Source organism: Bradyrhizobium manausense (assembly GCF_001440035.1).
GTDB classification, from domain to species: Bacteria; Pseudomonadota; Alphaproteobacteria; order Rhizobiales; family Xanthobacteraceae; genus Bradyrhizobium; species Bradyrhizobium manausense.
In genome coordinates this window covers 252,923-273,678 of record NZ_LJYG01000016.1, presented here as the reverse complement: position 1 = coordinate 273,678, position 20,756 = coordinate 252,923, and the positions used below count along the sequence as shown (strand labels likewise).

Annotated in this window: 24 protein-coding genes and 2 pseudogenes; 16 read left to right on the top strand and 10 right to left on the bottom strand. The window is 63.1% G+C overall.

The features are described from left to right. Positions 1–994 (top strand): transposase (locus AOQ71_RS42470; protein ID WP_083513880.1); only part of this gene is annotated, 994 nt, incomplete at its 5' end. Between the two features lie 1,113 nt (positions 995–2,107). Then, positions 2,108–2,629, top strand: a complete 522-nt coding sequence (locus AOQ71_RS03825; protein WP_057741892.1) for an REP-associated tyrosine transposase — start codon at positions 2,108–2,110, stop codon at positions 2,627–2,629. A 52-nt stretch (positions 2,630–2,681) separates the two neighbouring features. On the opposite strand, the gene AOQ71_RS03820 is transcribed toward AOQ71_RS03825, so the two are convergent. Further along, entirely contained in the window at positions 2,682–2,939 is a 258-nt protein-coding gene (locus tag AOQ71_RS03820; RefSeq protein ID WP_057741890.1) for a hypothetical protein, read from the bottom strand. Between the two features lie 266 nt (positions 2,940–3,205). On the opposite strand from AOQ71_RS03820, the gene AOQ71_RS03815 reads away from it, so the two are divergent. Beyond that, entirely contained in the window at positions 3,206–3,553 is a 348-nt protein-coding gene (locus AOQ71_RS03815) for a hypothetical protein (RefSeq protein ID WP_057741884.1), read from the top strand. 6 nt (positions 3,554–3,559) lie between these two features. Here the strand turns inward: AOQ71_RS03815 and AOQ71_RS03810 are convergent, their stop codons facing one another. Beyond that, positions 3,560–4,384 carry an adenylate/guanylate cyclase domain-containing protein gene (locus tag AOQ71_RS03810; protein WP_057741882.1) on the bottom strand — a complete coding sequence of 275 codons (825 nt, stop codon included), beginning with the start codon at positions 4,382–4,384 and terminating at the stop codon, positions 3,560–3,562. Between the two features lie 135 nt (positions 4,385–4,519). Between AOQ71_RS03810 and AOQ71_RS03805 the strand changes: the two genes are divergently transcribed. Continuing rightward, positions 4,520–4,756, top strand: a complete 237-nt coding sequence (locus AOQ71_RS03805) for a hypothetical protein (RefSeq protein WP_057741877.1) — start codon at positions 4,520–4,522, stop codon at positions 4,754–4,756. A 21-nt stretch (positions 4,757–4,777) separates the two neighbouring features. On the opposite strand, the gene AOQ71_RS03800 is transcribed toward AOQ71_RS03805, so the two are convergent. Together AOQ71_RS03800 and AOQ71_RS03795 are read right to left on the bottom strand one after the other, a co-directional pair. Then, complete coding sequence (locus tag AOQ71_RS03800; RefSeq protein ID WP_057741872.1) at positions 4,778–5,245, bottom strand: YbaK/EbsC family protein; 468 nt, start codon at positions 5,243–5,245, stop codon at positions 4,778–4,780. 46 nt (positions 5,246–5,291) lie between these two features. After that, a complete protein-coding gene (locus AOQ71_RS03795) occupies positions 5,292–6,029 on the bottom strand; it encodes a haloacid dehalogenase type II (protein WP_057741869.1) in 738 nt (245 codons plus the stop codon). Between the two features lie 264 nt (positions 6,030–6,293). Here AOQ71_RS03795 and AOQ71_RS03790 point away from each other — a divergent pair, with 264 nt between their 5' ends. Both AOQ71_RS03790 and AOQ71_RS03785 read left to right on the top strand, forming a co-directional pair. Beyond that, positions 6,294–6,620: a hypothetical protein gene (locus AOQ71_RS03790; protein ID WP_245316679.1), complete on the top strand. Its 327-nt coding sequence runs from the start codon at positions 6,294–6,296 to the stop codon at positions 6,618–6,620. Positions 6,621–6,780: 160 nt separating this feature from the next. After that, on the top strand, positions 6,781–7,482 hold the full coding sequence (locus AOQ71_RS03785; protein WP_057741863.1) for an alpha/beta fold hydrolase: 702 nt from the start codon (positions 6,781–6,783) through the stop codon (positions 7,480–7,482). A gap of 110 nt (positions 7,483–7,592) precedes the next feature. Here AOQ71_RS03785 and AOQ71_RS03780 read toward each other — a convergent pair whose 3' ends face one another. Together AOQ71_RS03780 and AOQ71_RS03775 are read right to left on the bottom strand one after the other, a co-directional pair. After that, positions 7,593–7,988, bottom strand: coding sequence for a GFA family protein (locus AOQ71_RS03780; RefSeq protein ID WP_057741859.1), 396 nt, complete (start codon positions 7,986–7,988; stop codon positions 7,593–7,595). A gap of 102 nt (positions 7,989–8,090) precedes the next feature. Continuing rightward, positions 8,091–9,101, bottom strand: coding sequence for a zinc-dependent alcohol dehydrogenase family protein (locus AOQ71_RS03775; protein ID WP_057741856.1), 1,011 nt, complete (start codon positions 9,099–9,101; stop codon positions 8,091–8,093). Between the two features lie 84 nt (positions 9,102–9,185). On the opposite strand from AOQ71_RS03775, the gene AOQ71_RS03770 reads away from it, so the two are divergent. Beyond that, complete coding sequence (locus AOQ71_RS03770) at positions 9,186–9,533, top strand: MerR family transcriptional regulator (RefSeq protein ID WP_057741851.1); 348 nt, start codon at positions 9,186–9,188, stop codon at positions 9,531–9,533. A 58-nt stretch (positions 9,534–9,591) separates the two neighbouring features. Here the strand turns inward: AOQ71_RS03770 and AOQ71_RS03765 are convergent, their stop codons facing one another. Beyond that, positions 9,592–10,476 (bottom strand): amidohydrolase family protein, encoded by an 885-nt coding sequence (locus AOQ71_RS03765; protein WP_057741849.1) that lies wholly within the window; start codon positions 10,474–10,476, stop codon positions 9,592–9,594. A 340-nt stretch (positions 10,477–10,816) separates the two neighbouring features. Here AOQ71_RS03765 and ykgO point away from each other — a divergent pair, with 340 nt between their 5' ends. The 3 genes from ykgO to AOQ71_RS03750 all read left to right on the top strand — a co-directional run bounded on the left by ykgO (position 10,817) and on the right by AOQ71_RS03750 (position 12,099). After that, a complete protein-coding gene (gene ykgO, locus AOQ71_RS03760) occupies positions 10,817–10,942 on the top strand; it encodes a type B 50S ribosomal protein L36 (RefSeq protein ID WP_006611362.1) in 126 nt (41 codons plus the stop codon). Positions 10,943–11,074: 132 nt separating this feature from the next. Continuing rightward, a complete protein-coding gene (locus tag AOQ71_RS03755; RefSeq protein WP_057741846.1) occupies positions 11,075–11,713 on the top strand; it encodes a tetratricopeptide repeat protein in 639 nt (212 codons plus the stop codon). 125 nt (positions 11,714–11,838) lie between these two features. After that, complete coding sequence (locus tag AOQ71_RS03750; RefSeq protein ID WP_057741843.1) at positions 11,839–12,099, top strand: hypothetical protein; 261 nt, start codon at positions 11,839–11,841, stop codon at positions 12,097–12,099. A 6-nt stretch (positions 12,100–12,105) separates the two neighbouring features. On the opposite strand, the gene AOQ71_RS03745 is transcribed toward AOQ71_RS03750, so the two are convergent. Then, the gene (locus tag AOQ71_RS03745; RefSeq protein ID WP_057741840.1) at positions 12,106–12,288 is read right to left on the bottom strand and encodes a hypothetical protein; all 183 of its coding nucleotides are present in this window, start codon (positions 12,286–12,288) and stop codon (positions 12,106–12,108) included. A 329-nt stretch (positions 12,289–12,617) separates the two neighbouring features. On the opposite strand from AOQ71_RS03745, the pseudogene AOQ71_RS03740 reads away from it, so the two are divergent. Next, positions 12,618–13,562: pseudogene (locus tag AOQ71_RS03740) on the top strand (alpha/beta fold hydrolase); the annotation flags it as partial. 28 nt (positions 13,563–13,590) lie between these two features. Here AOQ71_RS03740 and cycA read toward each other — a convergent pair. Then, positions 13,591–13,986 carry a cytochrome c-550 CycA gene (gene cycA / locus AOQ71_RS03735; RefSeq protein WP_057741831.1) on the bottom strand — a complete coding sequence of 132 codons (396 nt, stop codon included), beginning with the start codon at positions 13,984–13,986 and terminating at the stop codon, positions 13,591–13,593. 227 nt (positions 13,987–14,213) lie between these two features. Between cycA and AOQ71_RS03730 the strand changes: the two genes are divergently transcribed. The 5 genes from AOQ71_RS03730 (at position 14,214) to AOQ71_RS03710 (ending at position 20,293) form a co-directional block, all read left to right on the top strand. Next, the gene (locus AOQ71_RS03730; protein ID WP_057741827.1) at positions 14,214–15,707 is read left to right on the top strand and encodes an FAD-linked oxidase C-terminal domain-containing protein; all 1,494 of its coding nucleotides are present in this window, start codon (positions 14,214–14,216) and stop codon (positions 15,705–15,707) included. 166 nt (positions 15,708–15,873) lie between these two features. After that, entirely contained in the window at positions 15,874–17,109 is a 1,236-nt protein-coding gene (locus tag AOQ71_RS03725) for an FAD-binding protein (RefSeq protein ID WP_057741822.1), read from the top strand. Next, the gene (glcF, locus tag AOQ71_RS03720; RefSeq protein WP_057741816.1) at positions 17,106–18,428 is read left to right on the top strand and encodes a glycolate oxidase subunit GlcF; all 1,323 of its coding nucleotides are present in this window, start codon (positions 17,106–17,108) and stop codon (positions 18,426–18,428) included. Before AOQ71_RS03725 ends, glcF begins: the two co-directional genes overlap by 4 nt. Before the next feature lie 69 nt (positions 18,429–18,497). After that, on the top strand, positions 18,498–18,863 hold the full coding sequence (locus AOQ71_RS03715; protein ID WP_057741813.1) for a hypothetical protein: 366 nt from the start codon (positions 18,498–18,500) through the stop codon (positions 18,861–18,863). A gap of 416 nt (positions 18,864–19,279) precedes the next feature. After that, a complete protein-coding gene (locus AOQ71_RS03710) occupies positions 19,280–20,293 on the top strand; it encodes a TorF family putative porin (RefSeq protein ID WP_057742007.1) in 1,014 nt (337 codons plus the stop codon). A 203-nt stretch (positions 20,294–20,496) separates the two neighbouring features. Here the strand turns inward: AOQ71_RS03710 and AOQ71_RS47120 are convergent. Next, positions 20,497–20,756 (bottom strand): annotated as a pseudogene (locus tag AOQ71_RS47120) (ABC transporter ATP-binding protein/permease); the annotation flags it as partial.

The following is a 20,756-nucleotide window of genomic DNA, read 5'->3' as shown; positions in this document are numbered from 1 at the left end:
CAAGCAACTCGACCGCTTCCGGGATCGCTTCACGGTGGCCGGTGCCAAGGATGATCGCCGCGACGCTCATGTGCTCGGAAGCTCATTGCGTACGGACTGTGCGGCCTTCCGCCAGCTTGCGGCCGACAATCCGGTGGTGATCGAGCTGCGCGAGTGGTCGCGCATGGCGGAGGAGCTGCAGCAGGAGCGCACGCGGCTTGCCAATCGCCTGCGTCAGCAGTTGTGGCGGTACTATCCCCAAGCGGCCAAGCTGACCGACGATGTCGCCGACGACTGGTTCCTGGCACTTTGGCAAAAGGTGCCGACGCCGGACAGCGCGGCCAAGGCCAGCGACAAGGCGATCGCGCGCATCCTCAGCGCCTATCGTATCCGCCGCCTCGATGCGGCGACGGTGCTCAAGACTTTGCGCGAGACACCCCTGCTCGTGGCACCGGGCACGACGGAGGCTGCGTGCGTGCATATCCGCAGCCTCGCGGCCCGTCTGCGCCTGGTCAATCAGCAAATCAAGGAAGCGCAGCACAGCCTGGACCGCCTGTGCGCCAAGCTCGAAGAACAGGAGAGCCCCGCGGGGCAGAATCCCGAGCAGTGTGACGTGGCGATCCTTCGCTCCTGGCCGGGAATCGGCAGGATCGTTCTTGCCACACTGCTCGTCGAGGCCACCGAGCCTCTGCGCAGACGAGACTACCACGCCTTGCGCGCCTTGGCAGGGGTCGCACCGGTGACGCGGCAAAGCGGCAAGCAACGCTTCGTGATCCGCCGCCTGGCCTGCAACAGGCGGCTGCAAAGCGCCGTTCATCACTGGTCGCGCGGCGCGCTTCAATACGACGCCGCAGCCCGGCGACGCTATGATGCTTTGCGGCAGCGCGGACACGGCCATGCGCGTGCGCTGCGTGGTGTGGGAGATCGCCTGCTCTTTGCCTTGTGCGCGACGCTCAAGCACCAGACGCCCTACGACGCAGACCACAACAGCGCGAAGATCTCGGCAGCAGGCTGAGCCGTTCCTTTGTTCGGCCGCATGCGACCGTTCCTTCGTCCCGACCTGCCGAACGCAAGAGCGCCGCGCGCAGACGCTGTCCAGGATGCCATAGGCACCGGCAAAGCCGGCGCGAAGCGTCCTGGATAGCGTCGAGCACGGTGCTATGGTTATCTGTCAGGGACTCCCACCCTTGACGAAGGGTAGGAGGTCCTACGAGATCTCGCTAGTCTATCCCTCGAGCAAACTATCGTAGGGTGGGCAAAGCGCAGCGTGCCCACGTGTTTGCCCCGGGGTGATCGCAAGCGTCTCGCCATCGGCGCCCACAAGGGACCGCCCTGCTTGCAGGGCTATGCCCGACAGCCGGGCATTCGGCGAGCGATCGTGGGCACGGCGCGCGAAGAGCGCGCCTTTGCCACCCTACGAGATCTCGCTAGTCTATCCCTCGAGCAAACTATCGTAGGGTGGGCAAAGCGAAGCGTGCCCACGTCTTTGCCCCGGGTGATCGCAAGCGTCTCGCCATCGGCGCCCACAAGGGACCGCCCTGCTTGCAGGGCTATGCCCGACAGCCCGGCATTCGGCGAGCGATCGTGGGCACGGCGCGCGAAGAGCGCGCCTTTTGCCCACCCTACGAGATCTCGCTAGTCTATCCCTCGAGCAAACTATCGTAGGGTGGGCAAAGCGCAGCGTGCCCACGTCTTTGCCCCGGGGTGATCGCAAGCGTCTCGCCATCGGCGCCCACAAGGGACCGCCCTGCTGCAGGGCTATGCCCGACAGCCGGGCATTCGGCGAGCGATCGTGGGCACGGCGCGCGAAGAGCGCGCCTTTGCCCACCCTACGAGATCTCGCTAGTCTATCCCTCGAGCAAACTATCGTAGGGCGGGCAAAGCGAAGCGTGCCCACGTCTTTGCCCCGGGGTGATCGCAAGCGTCTCGCCATCGGCGCCCACAAGGGACCGCCCTGCTTGCAGGGCTATGCCCGACAGCCGGGCATTCGGCGAGCGATCGTGGGCACGGCGCGCGAAGAGCGCGCCTTTGCCCACCCTACGAGATCTCGCTAGTCTATCCCTCGAGCAAACTATCGTAGGGTGGGCAAAGCGAAGCGTGCCCACGTCTTTGCCTCGGGGGATCGCCAGTGTCTCGATATCGGCGCGCACAGGGCAGCACGTTCTTCTTCACTGTCGTGCTCGCTGATCGCTCAACTACTCTCCTCGTGGACCATGTTGATCGCCTGAGACGAATTTATCAGACTGTCCAGCAGCGCCGCCCGTTCGAGACGGTCGCTATTTGTGTCCTTCCCGATCATCTCCATGCCATTTGGTCGCTTCCGGACCATGACGTCGACTTTTCATCGCGTTGGAATCTGATCAAGGGCGGCTTTTCGCGAGGTATGGAGGCCGGTTCGCCTTCAATGAGCAAATTGAAAAAACGCGAGAAGGGCATCTGGCAGCGCCGCTATTGGGAGCACGCGATCCGTGATGAAGAAGATTTGGAGAGACACGTCGATTACATTCACTTCAATCCCGTGAAGCACGGCCTCGTCACCCGGGTGCGCGATTGGTCTCTCAGCAGCTTCCATCGCTACGTGGAGCAGGGCACGCTTCCCGTGGATTGGGGCGGGGACATGCGTGATATTTCCGGGCAATTCGGCGAGTGACCGTGGGCACGGCGCGCCAAGAGCGCGCCTTTGCCCACCCTACGAGATCTCGCTACGACACCTTCACGCCGTCGATCGCGACGATGCGCAGACTCGGCTTGATCGTGTTCTCCAACTGCGTCTTCAATTCATGCACGCGCGGGTCGGTCGAGCGCGCGGCGCACACCGCGTATTGGTGCACCGATTGCGTCAGGGCGCGTCGGGCTTCCGGCGTTCGCGTTATCTCGGGCTTTGAAAGCCGCAGGACGATCGCCGCCAGGTTCACCAGCATCTCGTCCAGGGCGAGGTCAATGGTCGCAAGTTTTCCCATAACACACTCCCTCCGCACGCCCTGTCAGCAACGGAGGGTGAAGAGATGCGTTCCCGACGGGACCGAACATGGCTAACGCTTCGTAAACGGCTTGTGCTCTTGCCGACCGCCACGCTGTCGGCGAACACCGCGGAGGAACGCGGCCGTCAAGCAGGCCGGGAGGGTGGAATAGGTTCCAGCACTCTTCACATTTTTTTGTGATCCCGAACCTTCCTGCGTCTCATTGTTTAACGACAATTCGACGGGACTCGGGAAGGAAGGAAGACATGCGAGCAGAGCGGATTGCGTTGGGTGTAGCGCTTGCAATTGCCGGCATCGTCGCACAGGGCGCAGCCTCCGCTGAAGAATATCGCGGAACCCTGGAGCAGCAGATGGCCTGCACGCCCGACGTCTGGCGGCTGTGCAGCGACCAGATTCCGGATGTGAGCCGCATCACCGCTTGCCTGCGACAGAACACGCCGCAACTCTCCAGCGGCTGCCGCGCTGTGTTCCAGTCCAACAATCAGATGCCGCCGCAACAGCAAGTGCCGCGCAATCGCGCAGCGCCGCCGCCGCGCTATGACAATACGCCGCCCCCTCAGCAGGTGCAGCCACGGCCCTATGACAATGATTAGCGCTGCCTAGCTTCTGTCCCGTTCCGGTCGCCGTCCGAGCACCGTCCGCAAGGCGGCGCCGAGCAGGATGATCGCGACGGGCCAATGGAACCAGATCTTATGCGCGCCGGTGAACAGATTGATCGTGATCAGGAAGGCCGAGACGGTTAGCGCCACGGCGACCGGCCGCGGCAGCCTTCCCAGCCAATCCGAAACGGCATTCGTGGACGATGATGGCTCGCGCCTGTCGTCGATCCCCGGAGCGCGCGCGCTCTGTGATGGAGTCCGGTTTTCCGGCATCGGGATGCCGGCTTGCGCGGCGGCTTGGCCGCCCAGGGTCAGCCGATAGCTGGTCAGGGGCGCGATGTTCTTCATCGGGCGCTGGCCGAGACAGTCGAAGCCAACGGACAATTTGTTGTGCACCTGGTCGTAGACCGAGCTCGAGATCACGACCCCGCCGGGGTCGGCGAGCTCCTGCAGCCGCGATGCGATGTTGACCCCGTCACCATAGATGTTGGTGCCATCCACCATCACGTCGCCGAGATTGATGCCGATGCGAAACCGCATCGCGCTCGCTTGCGGCGCGACCGATTCCTGATCGGATATTTCCTGCTGAATCTCGATCGCGCTTTGCACGGCCTCGACCACGCTGGCGAACTCGGCGATCACGGCATCGCCCCAGGTATTCACGATGCGGCCGTCATGGCGCTCGACCAGTCGGGCGATGGCCGCGCGCGAGCGGCGCAGCGCCTCCAGCGTTCCGGCCTCGTCCGCCTCCATGAGACGGGAGTAGCCGTACACGTCGGCGCACAGCACGGTGGTCAGTCGTCGCTTCACCTTGTCGTCGGGCATGGCCGTTATCCTAAAGCATGATCCGGAAAAGTGCGAAGCGGTTTTGTCGTCCCGTCCGGAAACCGTCATGTCGGTGCAACGAATGGCCGTGAGCCAAGTTGATTGCGGTCGCAAGCTGTGGATCGGAGGAATGTCATGTCCAGAACCAAATCCAGGACCAAATTCATGACCGGAATTCCCGCTGCAATTTTCATGACTGGCGCGCTGTTGCTCGGCGCACCTGCAACGGCAGCTCCAGTCACGCCTTTGTCCGGAGCCGCCAGGCCGATGGTGCACGAGAGCGAGCTGGTGCAGGCGCGTTTCGGCTGGCACTGGGGCCATTGGCATCGTGCAGGCTATCGCTGCCGGCCCTATTGCGGCTGGGGTGGCTAGATGTGAGATCCGCGCATCGCGTTACGGCCTGACCTCGCAGACGTCAACCCATTCGGCGCCGGTCAGCTCGGCCAGCCGGTCCGGCGTGATGCGCACGGCGCTGTGGGTCGAGCCTGCGGCCGGCACCACCAATTCGTAGGCTTTCAACGAAACGTCACAATAGACCGGCAGCGGGGATTTCAGCCCGAACGGGCAGACGCCGCCGACCTCGTGGCCGGTGATGTCGGCGACCTCTTCGAGCCCCAGCATCTTCGGCTTGCCGCCGAACTGCGCTTTCACCTTCCTGTTGTCCATGCGCGAGGTGCCGGCGGCGACGATCAGGATCACGCGCTCGCCGACGCGCAAGGACAGCGTCTTGGCGATCATGCCGGGCTCGACGCCATAGGCTTCGGCGGCCAGCGCCACCGTCGCCGAGCTGATCGGGGATTCCATGACAGTGATGTCGGGGGCTTTCTCGGCGAAGAAGGCGCGAACGGATTGAAGGCTCATTCCAATGGGCTCATCGAGGACTTGCGGGCGGGCGGCAATGTCCGGGTCATCCCTTGATGATCCCGGGCAGGTCCGACAGCGAACGCATCAGATAGTCAGGCGCAAAGCCGAGCTCGTCCATCTGGGTGCGGATCGCCTTGAACATTGTCAGCGGTGCCACGAGTTCGGTCTCGACGCAAGCCAGCGCCATGGCTTCGGGCGTCACCCGTTCGATCCAGGCGACGTTCAGCCCGAATGACTTGGCGCCGGCGACGTCCCAGGGATTGGAGGAGACGAACAGCACCTCCTCAGGCCCGGTGCCGAGCACCTCCCCGATCAACTCATAGGCCTCCGGGCTCGGCTTGAAGATCTTCCTGGCGTCGACACTGATGGTGGCATCGAGCAGGCGGTCGAGCCCGGAATTGCGCACCAGGGCGTTCAGCATGTCCGGGCTGCCATTGGAGAGGATGGCAAGCTTTCGCGGCTTCACGGCGGCGAGCGCGCTGGTCGCTTCCGGATAGAGATCGAGATGCAGATATTTCTCGATGACGCGCTCGAAGGCCTCGTTGTCATAAGCGAGCCCGAGCATGCGGAGCGTATAAGCCAGCGAATCGCGCGTCACGGCCGCAAAGTCCTGGTAGCGCCGCATCAGCGAGCGCAACCAGGTGTATTCGAGCTGCTTGATCCGCCAGACCTGCGTGATGATCTCGCCATAGCCGGGAAAGCCCTCTTCGGTGATGTCAGCGACCGACTGGATGTCGTAGAGCGTCCCGTAGGCATCGAACACGACGGCTTTGATGCTCATGGGCTGTCCTTTCGGGTGGTGTGGTCACAACAATCCCGCTTGGGAGAGTGCGTGTATCGTCAGCTTACCAAAGGACAGCGGAGCTTGGCCACTGCAAGGGATTGCGATCCAGCCATCCCATGAGATTCGTACGCACTAGAAGATGAATAGGCCCGCGCGCATATCGTCAGCACCTGGGCTCCGTTCGGAACTTTGCCGGTGTCTCTTCGTTCCCGTTAGCGGGCACGAACGTAGGCTGGCGCGATGAAATGGATGTTGGTCGTCTTGGTCGGCGGCATCTCACCCGTCAACACCGATCTGGTGTTCGACAAGTTCAGTGATTGCCTTTCCGCTGAGGAGCAGATGCGGCAGCACTATGCTGACGCGTTCGATGCCTGGGATCGCACGGCTGCGGCAAGGATCGACCGCCGCAGCGACTACAAGAAAGCCCGCGATATCGAGGCCAAACGGCTGCTCAGCAATGTGGGGACGTGCGTCCCCCACGGCGGCGGCGATTCGTTGCCGGTCACAGCACCGCAGCAGCAGCCGTCTGCTCCAGCGTCGCAGCAGCCTGCCGCGACACCCTCGCCGCAGCCAACGCCGCGACCTTAGCGGCACCGATGGCGTCGCACGCCGTGACGTTTCGCTCGCTAAAGGAGACGCCGTTTCCGTTCAAGGCGTCTCCTTTCTGTCGATTCGGGTGATTTCGAAAGACGCAGCGGCGTCACTTCGACAGAATTGGGCTGCAATCGCGACTCCCCAGGGGGTGCCCATGTCCGTCACATCGAAGCCGACAATCGTCTTTTGTCACGGTATCTGGGCTGACGGCTCGTGCTTCAGCAAGGTCATTCCTGCGTTGCAGGCCGATGGCCACGAGGTCATCGCCGTCCAATATGGTCTGGACTCCTATGAAGAAGACCTTGCGACGGTGAAGCGCACGCTCAACCGCGTCGGCAGCCCGGTCCTGCTCGTCGGTCATTCCTATGGCGGAGCCACCATCACCGGCGCCGGCACTGATCCTCGCGTGGTTGGCCTCGTCTATATCGCAGCGGTGGCCCCCGATGCGGGCGAAACCGTGCAAGACCAGCTCAACGAATATCCGTCGGATATCTTCTCGCGCGTCGAGGTCGCGGATGGACGTGCCTGGATGCTGCCGAACGGCACCGAGTTCTTTGCCGGAGACCTTTCCGAGGCCGAGCAGAAGCTGGTATGGGCCACGCATTATGCGCCCGTCGCCGATCTGTTCCAGCAGCAAAAGCTGAGCGCAGAGAAGGTCGCGTGGAGATCAAAGCCAAGCTGGTACATCCTCGCGACGCAGGACCACACCGTGCATCCCGACCTGCAACGCTGGGTCTCCAAGCGCATGGGCGCGACGGTCACCGAGGTGGCAAGCAGCCACGTGCCGATGCTCTCCCAGCCCGACGTCGTGATCGACGTCATCCGCAAGGCGGCAGTTGCCGTTCAAGAAGGCTGATCGAAGCGCGTGTACTTGCCGAGCGCCCTTGGCATGGGCGAGTCCGTAGATGGGTTGCGCCCTTGGGAAACCCATCGCCTGACGAACGGAGCCTCCAGCAGTTGTTGGACCTATTCAGAGTGAGGAGGCACGTCCTTCTCATGTTGTGATGCTGCTTCGATCGGACGCTGCCATGGCTCGCGCCGGATGATCCAACCTTCGTCGATCGGAGCAATGCCGCTGGGGACGCTGTCCAGGGTGCCGATGTAGATCTCGACTTGACGTTCGTTCCGGCTGAACAGGCGCGATCCGCAATTCGGACAAAAGCTTCGCCCCCGATACGTCTGTACCTTGCCGCTATATTCAAATTGCGCCGGTCGCCAATCGGCGTAGGCAAGAAAAGCCGAGCCCGTCACCTTGCGGCAATCGGCGCAATGACAGAGCCCGCTCTTGAAGGGATCGCCTCTCACGGAATAGCGGACGTCTCCGCACAGGCATCCGCCTGCCCTGATGATCTCGGTAGCCATGAACACTCCGCTCGGGGAAATTGTGCTGCGAAGCTAACGTGCCGCGACCCATTTTGTTGCCGGCGGAGATCGCCGGTACGGGTCGAGGCGCCGCCTTGGCCTCTAGAACTCCACGACGACCTTGCCGAAATGCGAGCCGCTTCGCAGGTGAGCATAGGCTTCAGGGACTTCAGCGAAACCGTAGACGCGCTCCACGATCGGGTGAATCGCATGTTCGGTCAGGAAGCTGTTCATCGCCACGAAATGTTCGGCCGATCCGACGGTGACACCGATGATGTCGGCGTTCTCCCATTGCAGGCGGGAGAGGTCTGGTTTCGGGCCGAACCCGGTCAAGACGCCGATTTGGATGATCTTGCCGCCCGACGCGACGGAACGCAGCGACCGATCATAGGTACCGGGGCCGCCGAGTTCGAGAATGTGACTGGCACCTTCGCCATCAGTGGCTTTCATCACAGCGGCGTCCCAGTCGGGCGTGTCGCGGTAGTTGATGAGGATCGAGCCGCCCAGCATCCTGGCGCGGGCGAGTTTCTCGTCCGAGGACGAGATCACGATTGCGCGTGCGCCGAGCGCCGTCGCGAATTGGAGACCGAACAGTGCAACCCCACCCGTTCCCTGGACAAGCAGCGTGTCGCCTTTGCGCATCCCGCCGCGTGTGATCAGGCCGTGCCAGACCGTAACGCCGGCACAGGGCAATGTCGCCGCCTCGACCGAGGACAGATGCGGCGGCACGGCGACGAGCGCGGTCGCAGGCAGCACGACATATTCTGCGAGCATTCCGTCCGTCGAGGTGCCACCGAGGGACGACGAAACGTAGCTCGACTTGAATGGCCCCGAGACCCAATCGCGAAAGAATGACGCAGCAACGCGATCGCCGACCTGCCATTGCACGACGTTAGAGCCAATTGCGTCAACGATGCCCGCACCGTCGGAGAGCGGCACGCGGCCGTTGAGCCCGGTTTGTCCTGCACGGTCGAGCGTGATCAGGTCGCGGTAATTCAGGCTGGCCGCTTCGACCCGGATGCGAACCTCACCATTGGCGGGTTCAGGTTTGCCGAGATCGACGGGTTCGAGGCGGCCGGTCCCGGCATGGCCATTCAAATGGTAGGCTTTCATCGTTGCACCCTTCACAAGTGGCATGACTTGAATGGGCACAGTCTGTAGGGTCTGACAGCACTGTCAGGGTCAAGAGGTTTTCAAATGAAAATTGGCGAACTCTCACGGCGGACTGGGGTCAGTGTGCGGATGTTGCGATATTACGAGGCCGAAGGGCTGCTAGCGCCGCAGCGGACCGGCTCCGGTTATCGCGACTATGGTCCGGCGGAAGAGGAGACTGTGCGGCGGATCAAGATGCTTGGCGCAGCCGGGATGACGCTTGAGACGATCCAGCAGTTGCTTCCATGTGTACGTAACAACGACCCGGCCTTCACGCCGTGCAACGCGCTGCGAAGAATACTCGCTCAGCAGGTCGGCCTGATCGACGAACGAATCGAGACACTCAACCGGAGCCGGTCGATTCTGGCCGACTTTCTGGCGAGCGTGAACTGATCGCGCTGACACGCCGACGTCTGCTCTCGGCGATGGGCGGCGCGTCGTGAGGTCGCGCCTAGATCCCCAAAATCTTCCTCGCGTTCGCCTTCAGCACCTTCGGCCTGATGTCGTCGCGGATGTCGATCTTGGCAAAATCCGACAGCCAGCGGTCCGGCGTGATCACAGGCCAGTCCGAGCCGAACAGCATCTTGTCCTGCAGGATCGAGTTGATGTAGCGCACCAGGATCGGCGGGAAATATTTCGGCGACCAGCCGGAGAGGTCGATATAGACGTTCGGCTTGTGGGTCGCGACCGACAGCGCCTCTTCCTGCCAGGGGAAGGAAGGATGCGCGAGGATGATCTTGAGGTCGGGGAAATCGGCCGCGACGTCGTCCATGTACATGGGGTTGGAATATTTCAGCCGCATGCCCATGCCGCCGGGCATCCCTGAGCCGACGCCGGTCTGGCCGGTGTGGAACAGCGCGATCGCGCCGCCATTGTTGATCTCTTCATAGAGCGGATAGGCCATGCGGTCGTTGGCGTAGAAGCCCTGCATGGTCGGATGGAATTTGAAGCCGCGCACGCCGTATTCCTCGATCAGCTTGCGCGCCTCACGCACCCCGAGCTTGCCCTTGTGCGGATCGATCGAGACGAACGGGATGAGGACATCGAGATGGTCGGAGGCGATCTCCAGCATCTCCTCGTTCTTGTAGCGGCGAAAGCCGGTCTCGCGCTCGGCATCGACGGGGAAGATCACCGCGGCGATGTTCTTGGAGCGGTAATAGGCCGCGGTCTCCGGCACGGTCGGCGGATGCTTGTGCGGCGACTTGAAATACTCCGCCATCTGCGCCTGGAAATCGTCATAGCCGTCGTCGGGATGGGTGCCGCAGGGCTCCTCGGCATGGGTGTGGATGTCGATGGCGACGACCTTGTCTATATCAGGCAGCTTCAGCTTGGGCATTGTGTCCTCCCGACGGGTTGCCAAATTGATTATAGGATATAACGAATTTGGCAAGGCGTCGCCGGCGGGAAATCGCCGGCCCGCGAAGATCTTTGCAGGGTCTCGCCGCGGCTGGATAGAATCGGGCCGATCCGGCCGCTTCTACTGTGCATGGGGTTGTTTTCGCGATTTGGTCGTTGGGAACCGGCCAGTCAACATTGACATGACCTCCCGCCATGCCTTAAGAACCGCCTCGTCCCGGGCGGCCGGTCCGCCAGCGGGAAAGATCTCATTTTGCCACATTCGCGCGTGCCGAAACGGTAGTGCCGAACACGGCCTTTCGAACGTCCAGGATTCTGCCATGAAGGTCCGTAACTCGCTGAAGTCGCTGCGCGGTCGCCATCGCGCCAACCGCCTGGTCCGCCGCAAGGGCCGGGTCTATGTGATCAACAAGGTGCAGCGCCGCTTCAAGGCTCGCCAGGGCTGATCAGCAAAGGCTGATCAGCAAAGGCTGATCCCCGGCAGCGCCTTCCGCGCGCCTCCGCAAGACCACGGTCTCACGCGAGTTTGACGCCGCCTTTGCTTTGCAAGGGCGGCTTTGCGCGTTTACACTTTCACCATGACCGTGAGATTCCTTCATCTTCGCACGCTATGCTTGGCCCTGGTTCTTGCAACCGCCGGCGTCGCGCCGACGCTGGCGCAGGATGATCCCGCCCCGCCGGCCAAGCAGCAGAAGAAGCTGCCGGAGGCGCCGGCCAAGCTGCCCAAGGCCGACCGCACCAAGAATCTCGATTTCCTGTTCGGCGCGCTCAAGGCTGCGCCTGATGAGGTCAGCGCCAAACATGTCGAGGCGCGGATCTGGGCGATCTGGCTGCAGACCCCGAGCGACACCGCCGCTCTCTTGATGACGCGGGCCAAGGCGGCGGTCGATGCGCAGAAGATCGACGTCGCGATCAAGCTGCTCGATTCCGTCATCAAGCTCCGGCCCGACTACATCGAAGCCTGGAATCGGCGCGCCACGCTCTATTACATGCAGAACGACTATGCCCGCTCGCTCGCCGACATCCGCGAGGTGCTGACCCGCGAGCCCCGCCATTTCGGCGCGCTCGCAGGCCTCGGCATGATCATGCAGGACGTCGGCGACGAGAAACGCGCGCTCGAGGCCTATCGCAAGGCGCTCGCCGTCAATCCGCACCTGGAGAAGATCCCTGAGCAGGTAAAGGCCTTGACCGAGAAGGTCGAAGGCCGCGACATCTAGCCGATATTTCGATCATCTTTCGAGCGGTTGCGGCGCGTGGAGATTAACCACGATCGCAAGCGCAGTGTCGCAAGGACTATTGCCGGCGGTGCCGCAGGTTTACCTGCATGGCAGGGAGCACAGCCATGAAGCGCTTGACCTTTGCTTGTAGCTTGCTGTTGGCGTCGGGAACGATCAGCCTCGCCAATGGGCTGTTCTGGGTGGTCGGCAATCGCGCCACCGGCAAATGCAACATCGTGACCAGCAATCCGGTCATCTACGGCGACATCTGGTTCGGCGACGGTCCCTACAAATCCAAGGACGACGCCAAGCTCGCGCGCTCGACCATCCGCGCCTGTCCCGTGCTCACGCCCGACGAGCAGAAGGCCGAGGACGGCGCCGGCTAGCCTGGGCTAGTGCAGGACGTTGGTGCCGCGCTCGGCGAAACCGCGATCGGCCGCCGCAGCGTAGGCCTTGGCGAGTTCGGTCTCGAGATGCTCGTTGATAAGCAGCAGCGCCCGCACCGCACCGCGCAGATCGCCGTTGCAGCTTGCCACGATCTCGTCGATTGCAGTGTCATTCGATCTGAAGCTCATCGAAAATCCTCCGGTTCAAACCAGGACAATCTTGCCGGTCTTTCCTGCATCGCCTGAGGATGCGAGGAGGGATCGGCGCCCATCCGCGTCTAGATGGCGGAACCGACCGTGGCGATTGTAAGGACGGCGCGATGACGACGGCATGAAGCTGGTCGGAGGCTTGTGTGTCATCCAGCTGCAGCATTGATTTTATTGTGTTTTTTAGTTCGGCAATTATGCACATATCCACAGGGCAGCATTTCCGGTGGAAGCCCTGAGCCTCCCCGCGCGAAACTGCCGTCTGCGTCGTTCGTAACTGCCATGTGCCCAGGATCGCCCGGACTGTCCTCATGATCGTTTTATCAGCCGTGACGGCGCTGGCCCTGCTCGCGCTGGTCACGCAGGCCGGAATCGTCCTCGTGCAACGCTCCTTTCCGCCGCAGGGCCGGATGATCGAGGTCGAGGGTGCAACGCTGCACGTCGTCGACATCGGCCCGCGCGATGCGGGATTGCCGATCGTCATGCTGCACGGAGCAAGCTCCAATCTCGAAGTGATGCGGCGACCGCTCGGCGACATGCTCGCCAGGGATCATCGCGTCATCCTGATCGACCGGCCCGGGCACGGCTGGAGCACGCGCGCGCGACGGCAGGATTCGACGCCTCAGATTCAGGCGCGGATGATCGACGAGGCGCTTGGCAAGCTCGGAATCGATCGCGCCGTTTTCGTCGTGCATTCCTGGAGCGGTGCGCTGGGCGCGCGGCTGGCGCTCGATCATGCAAGCCGCGTCGCCGGTCTCGTCATGCTGGCACCGGTGACCCATCCCTGGCGCGGCGGCGTCGGCCGCTACAACGAGATCATCGCTACACCTGTCATCGGCCCGCTGCTCGCCTCCACCATCACGCTGCCGCTGGGCTTGTTCGTCACCGAATCGGGCGCACGCAACGTCTTCCTGCCCCAGACGATGCCTGATGGCTTCGTGAAGGAGTCCGCGACGCCGCTATTGCTGCGGCCGCGCGAATTCATCGCCAATGCCTATGATCTTGTGACGCTCAAGGAATCGGTGGCCGCGCAGGCTCCGCGCTACGGCGAGATCAGAGTGCCCGTCACAATCATAGCAGGCGCGCCCGACAAGACGGTGAGGACCGACGTCCACGCGCGCCCGTTCGCCGCGACGGTGCCGAATGCAAAGCTGATCGTGCTGCCCGATCTCGGCCACATGGTGCAGAATGCCGTGCCGGATCTGGTGAAGACCGAGATCGAGACGATGATCGGCCGCATTGCCCCGGCGCAGGCGNCCGCCGATTAGCGGCCGCCATGTCCGCCTACTGCTTGACCTTTCCGTCCTTGTCGAACTGGGAGATGAAGGACCAGAGATTGTTGATCTCGGTTTCGTTCTTGATGCCGGCGAACGCCATCTTGGTGCCGGGGATCTTGGCCTTCGGATCCTTGATGTATTCCTTGAACTGCGCCTCGTTCCAGGTGATGCCGGAATTCTTGTTCGCATCGGAATAATTGTAGTCGGGCGCGGTGCCGGACTTGCGGCCGTCGAGACCGTTGAGCTCGGGGCCGACCTTGTTCTTGGCGCCTTCGCCGATGGCGTGGCAGGCCAGGCACTTGTTGAACGACGATTTGCCGGCCGCGACATCCTGCGCCATCGCGGTGGAGGCTGAGGCAGTCATGGCAAGGGCAACCAACGCGCCGAAAGTCAATTTTTTCATAGCTCTTCGTCTCTTCCCGGGGTCAGAGGGGGGGATCGTGGTTTTTGGCAGGTCCGATGCACGTGGACAAGCCGCCAAACCCTGACAGGTTTCCTGATAGCAGACTTGCCTCAGAGAGAACTTGCGTTGCGACAAAGCAATGCGACCTTCGGAGGACCCTACCCAAACGTGGGCAGACATGATTGATTTGCCGGAACAAATTCCAATGCCCGAAGAAGGTTTGCAACATGGCCATCATGATGCCCGCGAGCGATCAGGCGGTGCTGGCGCGCCGCAGCGAGATCGTCGCCGCCTTGCGCGCAATCGTGCCCGGCGAGGGCGTGATCGATACGCCTGCCGAGATGCGGGCCTATGAATCCGACGGGCTGACCGCCTACCGGCAGCCGCCGATGGTCGTGGTGCTGCCCGATACGACCGAGCAGGTCTCGCTCATTCTGAAATATTGTGCCGCCCATGGCATCAAGGTGGTGCCGCGCGGCTCGGGCACGTCGCTATCGGGCGGCGCGCTGCCGCTCGAGGACGGCGTGCTGCTCGGCCTCGGCAAGTTCAAGCGCATCCGCGAGATCGATTTCGACAACCGTGTCGTCGTCACCGAGCCAGGTGTCACCAATCTCGCCATCAGTCAGGCCGTCGCGCATGCCGGCTTCTACTATGCGCCAGATCCGTCCTCGCAGATCGCCTGCTCGATCGGTGGCAATGTCGCGGAAAATTCCGGCGGCGTGCATTGCCTGAAATACGGCATGACCACCAACAACGTGCTCGGTTGCGAGATTGTCCTGATGAGCGGCGAGATCCTGCGCATCGGCGGCAAGGGGTGCGAGAATTCCGGCTATGATCTGATGGGCGTCATCACCGGCTCGGAGGGCCTGCTCGGCGTCATCACCGAGATCACCGTGCGCATCCTGCAAAAGCCGGAGACGGCGCGCGCGCTGATGGTCGGCTTCGCCGAGGTCGAGGCGGCCGGCGAATGCGTGGCGCGCATCATCGGCGCCGGCATCATTCCCGGCGGCATGGAGATGATGGACAAGCCGGCGATCCACGCCGCGGAGGCCTTCGTCCGTGCCGGCTATCCGCTGGATGTGGAGGCGCTGCTGATCATCGAACTGGACGGTCCCAAGATCGAGGTCGACGAACTGATCACGCGCGTCGAGACCATCGCAAGAGGCTGCGGCTCGGTGACACTGCAGATCTCCAGTTCTGAGGCCGAGCGCAACCTGTTCTGGGCCGGCCGCAAGGCCGCGTTCCCCGCAGTCGGCCGCATCTCGCCCGATTATCTCTGCATGGACGGTACCATTCCGCGCGGCGCGCTGCCGAAGGCGCTGGCGCGCATCCGCGAACTCGGCGAAAAATACCAGCTCGGCTGCGCCAACGTGTTCCACGCCGGCGACGGCAATCTGCATCCGCTGATCCTCTACGATGCCAACAAGCCCGGAGAGATCGAGCGCGCCGAAGCCTTCGGCGCCGACATCCTGCGTGCCTGCGTCGAGTTCGGCGGCGTGCTCACCGGCGAGCACGGCGTCGGCATCGAGAAGCGCGATCTCATGGGCGACATGTTCACCGAGATCGACCTCAACCAGCAGCAACGGTTGAAATGCGCCTTCGACGCGCAAGGCCTGCTCAATCCCGGAAAAGTGTTTCCGACCCTGCACCGCTGCGCGGAACTCGGCCGCATGCATGTGCACGCGGGCAAGCTGGCGTTTCCGGACATTCCGCGGTTCTAAAGCATGATCCGGAAAAGTGTGAAGCGGTTTTCCGAAAAGATCATGCTCAAACAAAGAGCTAAAGCGCGATGACGATTCAACCCAATCTCATCGCGCTTTAGCGCTCATCGTCGCTGCAATGCGCAAGATTTGCTTTCCGCTCTAAACTTGGATACCGCCTTCTCCCGTGGATACGCTCAAGGTCAGAGACGCCAAAGACGTCGAAGAGGTGGTGCGCGCGGCAATTGCCAACGAGCAGCCGCTCGAGATTGTCGGCCATGGCGGTAAGCGCAGCATCGGGCACGCGATGGCGACCAATGCCGTGCTCGACGTCTCCGCGCTGAATGCGGTCACATCCTACGAGCCGAACGAATTGATCGTCACACTCCAGGCCGGTGCGCCGCTGGCGGACGTGCTGTCGCTGATCGACGCCAAGAACCAGCAATTCGCTTTTGAGCCTGTCAACACCGCGCCGCTGCTCGGCACGCCCGTCTCAGGAACCATCGGCGGCATGATCGCGGCAGGGCTTGCGGGCCCACGCCGGATCAAGGCGGGCGGGGCGCGCGATCATCTCCTCGGGGCGCATGCCGTCTCCGGCTTCGGCGACAGTTTTAAAACCGGCGGCAGGGTGGTGAAAAACGTCACCGGCTATGACCTCTGCAAGCTCCTCGCGGGCTCCTGGGGCACGCTGTCCGTCATGACCGAAGTGACGCTGAAGGTGATGCCGAAGCCGGAAGCGGAGCGGACGCTGCTGCTCCGCGGCCTCGACGATGCTGCCGCGAACAAGGCGATGACCGTGGCCCTCGGCTCCCCCTACGACGTCTCCGGTGCCGCGCATCTGCCGAAATCGGCGCTGCGGACCAGGACTGACGAGCTCGGCGATATTGCCGGCCAGGGCGAGGCGGTGACCGCGCTGCGGCTCGAGGGCATCACGGCCTCCGCCACTCACCGGGCCGGATCGTTGCGCGAACTGCTGGCGCCCTTCGGCGCGGCGACCCTGATCGAGGATGCCGCCTCGTCAGTGCTATGGGCCGCCATCCGCGATGTGCTGCCGTTTGCTGCCAGCGGCGCGCTCGGCGCCTGGCCGGTGTGGCGGATCGTCTGCCCGCCGGCCTCGGGGGCGCTGCTCGGCACGCAATTGGCGCGCGAGACCGGAGGCGATGTGATCTATGACTGGGGCGGCGGGCTGATCTGGGCGGCGCTGCCGCCAAAGGCCGACGCGCATGCCCCCTCCGTGCGCCAGCGTGTTGATGCAGTCGGCGGGCATGCCACGCTGATCCGGGCGGTTGAGGACGTCAGGCGCAGCGTCGACGTGTTCCATCCGCAGGCGCCCGGCGTCGCCGCGTTGAGCGAACGGGTCCGCGCCAGCTTCGATCCGAAGTCGATTCTGAACCGGGGACGCCTAAGGCGGGCTACGGCATGAAGACCGAATTCTCACTCGTCCAGCTTGCTGACCCCGACATCGCGGAAGCCGACAAGATCCTGCGCGCCTGCGTCCATTGCGGCTTCTGCACCGCGACCTGTCCGACCTACGTCCTGCTCGGCGACGAACTCGATAGCCCGCGCGGCCGCATCTATCTGATCAAGGAGATGCTTGAGAAGGACCAGGCGCCGACGCCAGAGGTGGTCAAGCATGTCGATCGCTGTCTGTCGTGCCTGGCTTGTATGACGACCTGCCCGTCCGGGGTGAACTACATGCATCTCGTCGACCAGGCCCGGGTCCGGATCGAGCAGCGCTATCAGCGCCAGCTCGCCGAGCGGCTGTTGCGCCGCCTGCTGGCCTTCGTCCTGCCGGACCCGCGATGGTTTCGCATCAGCATGCGGCTGGCACAGCTGGCCCGGCCTCTTGCCGTCTTCCTGCCGACCCCGCGGCCTTCGGCCACGCCAGGCCTGGTCCAGCGTCTCAAGGCGATGCTGGCGTTGGCTCCCGGCCGGCTGCCGGCGCCGGGTGCTCCTCCTGGCAGCGTGTTCGCGGCGCTCGGCAAGAAGCGCGGCCGGGTCGCGCTGCTCCAGGGCTGTGCCCAGCAGGTGCTGGCGCCGCGCATCAACCAGGCTGCCATCAGCCTTCTCACCCGCCATGGCATCGAGGTCGTCCTGGTCAAGGACGAGCAATGCTGCGGCGCGCTCACCCATCACCTCGGAGACGACGAGGATGCGCTGGCGCGCGCCCGCGCTAATGTCGCGGCGTGGCACAGGGAGGCCGCGGGCGAGGGCCTCGATGCCATCCTGGTGACGACGTCCGGCTGCGGCACCGTCATCAAGGACTATGGCTATCTGCTGCGCGAGGACGCGGTGTTCGCAGCGGATGCGGCAAAGGTGTCCGCGCTTGCGAAAGACATCACCGAATATGTCGCCGGTCTCAGCCTCGCGCCGAGCACGCAACGCGACAACATCGTCGTCGCCTATCACTCCGCATGTTCGTTGCAGCACGGGCAGAAAATCACGGGGCTTCCGAAAGAATTGCTTTCCAAGAATGGATTCGTGGTGAAAGATGTGCCGGAGAGCCATTTGTGTTGCGGCTCGGCGGGGACCTACAACATTCTCCAGCCCGAGCTTGCGGGCAGGTTGCGCGATCGCAAGGTCGCCAACATCGCAAGCGTCAAGCCGGACATGATTGCCGCGGGCAATATCGGCTGCATGGTGCAGATTGCCGGTGGCACGTCAGTTCCGGTCGTACACACGATTGAGCTTCTCGATTGGGCTACGGGCGGGGCGCGGCCGGCATTGAATGCGTCGAGCTGAACCTTCGTCCCGAGGTGACGGCTGAAGGCGCCCGATCGACCAGTGTTCGGCGGCAACAGGAGGACCACGATGGCGAAAGCGAGCAAGAAGAAAAGCAAGAAGGCCAAGAAGGCCAAAAAGGCCAAGAAGGTTGTAGCGGCGAAGAAGGCGACGAAGAAGAAGGCGGCCAAGAAGTCTGCCAAGAAGGCCGCGAAGAAATCGGCCAAGAAGGCAGCACCGAAGAAGACAGCGAAGAAGGCCGCTGCCAAGAAGGCGGCGCCGAAGAAGGCCGCCAAGACGACCGCAACGAAAGCGGCACCGAAGAAGGCGAAGGCAGCTCCCGCGCCGAAGCCGGCGGCCCCGGTAGCCGCGCCGGCCCCCGAGCCTGCCGCTGAGACAAGCTGGGCGATGCCTTCGTCTTCTGCGGAATCAACGCCGGCCGAAGGGCAGGGTTAGGCCGAAGGCCAGGCCCACCGGACCAGGCGCCTCGGGCGACGGGTCGACAGCAGGAAGGCCGCAGCGGCGACGCTGCGGCCTTTTTTGCCGCCACCGTCAGAGGCTGCCGGAGGCTGCCCGTTTTTGAGTCACCTGATTCGTGGCGTGCGGGCCACGGAGCCGGGGCCTCCGTAGTAGTCCGGCCACCGCTGTGCACTTTGGCGTGAAAATAATGTGATCGAGAAGCAACACCGGCCGACAACCTTTCGTGGAATCGCCAGAACGCCTAAAAAGTCGGCAGATGCTTGTGTTTTTTGCTTCTCGCTTTGCGTTCCACCATCCAGATTGCCCCCGTTATGAAATTTGCAATCAGGTCGGGTGCCCCGGGGGGCTTCCGGAGCTCGACCGGGGTTTAGAACTTGGTGATGGGGATCGAAATGAAGAAAGTGACTTTGTTGGCAACGGCGCTGGCAATGGTGACCGGGTCGGCTTTCGCGGCGGACATGCCTGTGAAGGCCCTGAAGGCTCCTCCGGCGCCTGCGTTCGATCCCTGGGATATCGCCTTCGGTGGCGCCCTCATGAACGACTACATCTTCCGCGGCGTGACCCAGTCGAACCACAAGCCGTCGGTCGCCGCCTATTTCGAGCCGCGCTACAACGTGAACAAGGACCTGCAGCTCTACATCGGTGCGTCCGGCGAAAGCATCTCGTTCACTAACCGCGCTGCCGCTGAAATCGACATCTACGGCGGTATCCGCCCGACCTTCGGCGCTTTCGCGTTCGACATCGGTGTCTGGGGCTACCTGTATCCGGGCGGCACCTGCTACTACGGTGCAGCCAATGCCTTCAACGGTGGTCTTACGGATTCTGCTGGCCGGCCGCTCAGCGCCGAGTGTCTGGCTAATGCGGTGCCGAACGCCAACACCCTGAAGAAGGACGTCAGCTTCGTCGAAGTCTACGGCAAGGTGAACTACACCATCAACGACAGCTTCACCGTCGGTGCGACGGAGTTTTACTCGCCGAACTTCCTGAATTCAGGCGCGTGGGGCAACTACGCTTCGATCACGGGCAAGTACACGGCGCCGTCCACCATCTTCGGCAGCAGCGGCGTCGGCATGTATGTGTCGGGTGAGTTCGGCCGGCAGTGGTTTGGCACCACCGACAGCTTCTATGGCACCGCGGTGTTCCCCAACGGTATCCACTACGCTGACTACAACACCTGGAACGTCGGCATCGGCTTCACCTACAAGGTGTTCACGCTGGATCTGCGTTACTCCGACACCGACCTCTCCAAGGGCAATTGCAGCGTCTTCACCGGTGCTTTCAATGCTTCCGTCGGAACCTCCCCCATTACCGGTACCAACCCGGGTGGCAACAGCTCCAACTGGTGCGGCGCGGCCGGTATCGCCAAGCTGTCCTTCGACCTGACGGCGATGACCAACCTGAAGTAAGCTTCATCCCGAGACTGACTAACAAGGGCGGCAGAGCAATCTGCCGCCCTTTTGCTTTGGGGGCTGAAGATTCACAGTGGTTGCTACAAGCTCCGTCATTGCGAGCGCAGCGAAGCAATCCAGAATCTTTCCGCCGGGGCAGCCTGGATTGCTTCGTCGCAAGAGCTCCTCGCAATGACGAGTCCTGAGCTGGGGCCTCGCCCTCAGCGCGCCGTGCTCGGCTCCGGTTCGGCGGGGGCACCGTCCTTGCCCAGCACGTGGATCGGGCCGTCCTTCACCATCGCCACCTTGCGGGTGTGGAAGGCATCGAGCGTCGAGCGATGGCCGATCGAGACGATGGTGGCCTGCGGCAGCTTCTCCGCCAGCAGCCGGTAGAGGCGGGCCTCCGACGGTTCGTCGAGCGAGGCGGTGGCCTCGTCCAGGAACAGATAGTCCGGCGCATGCAGCAGCGCGCGGGCGAGCC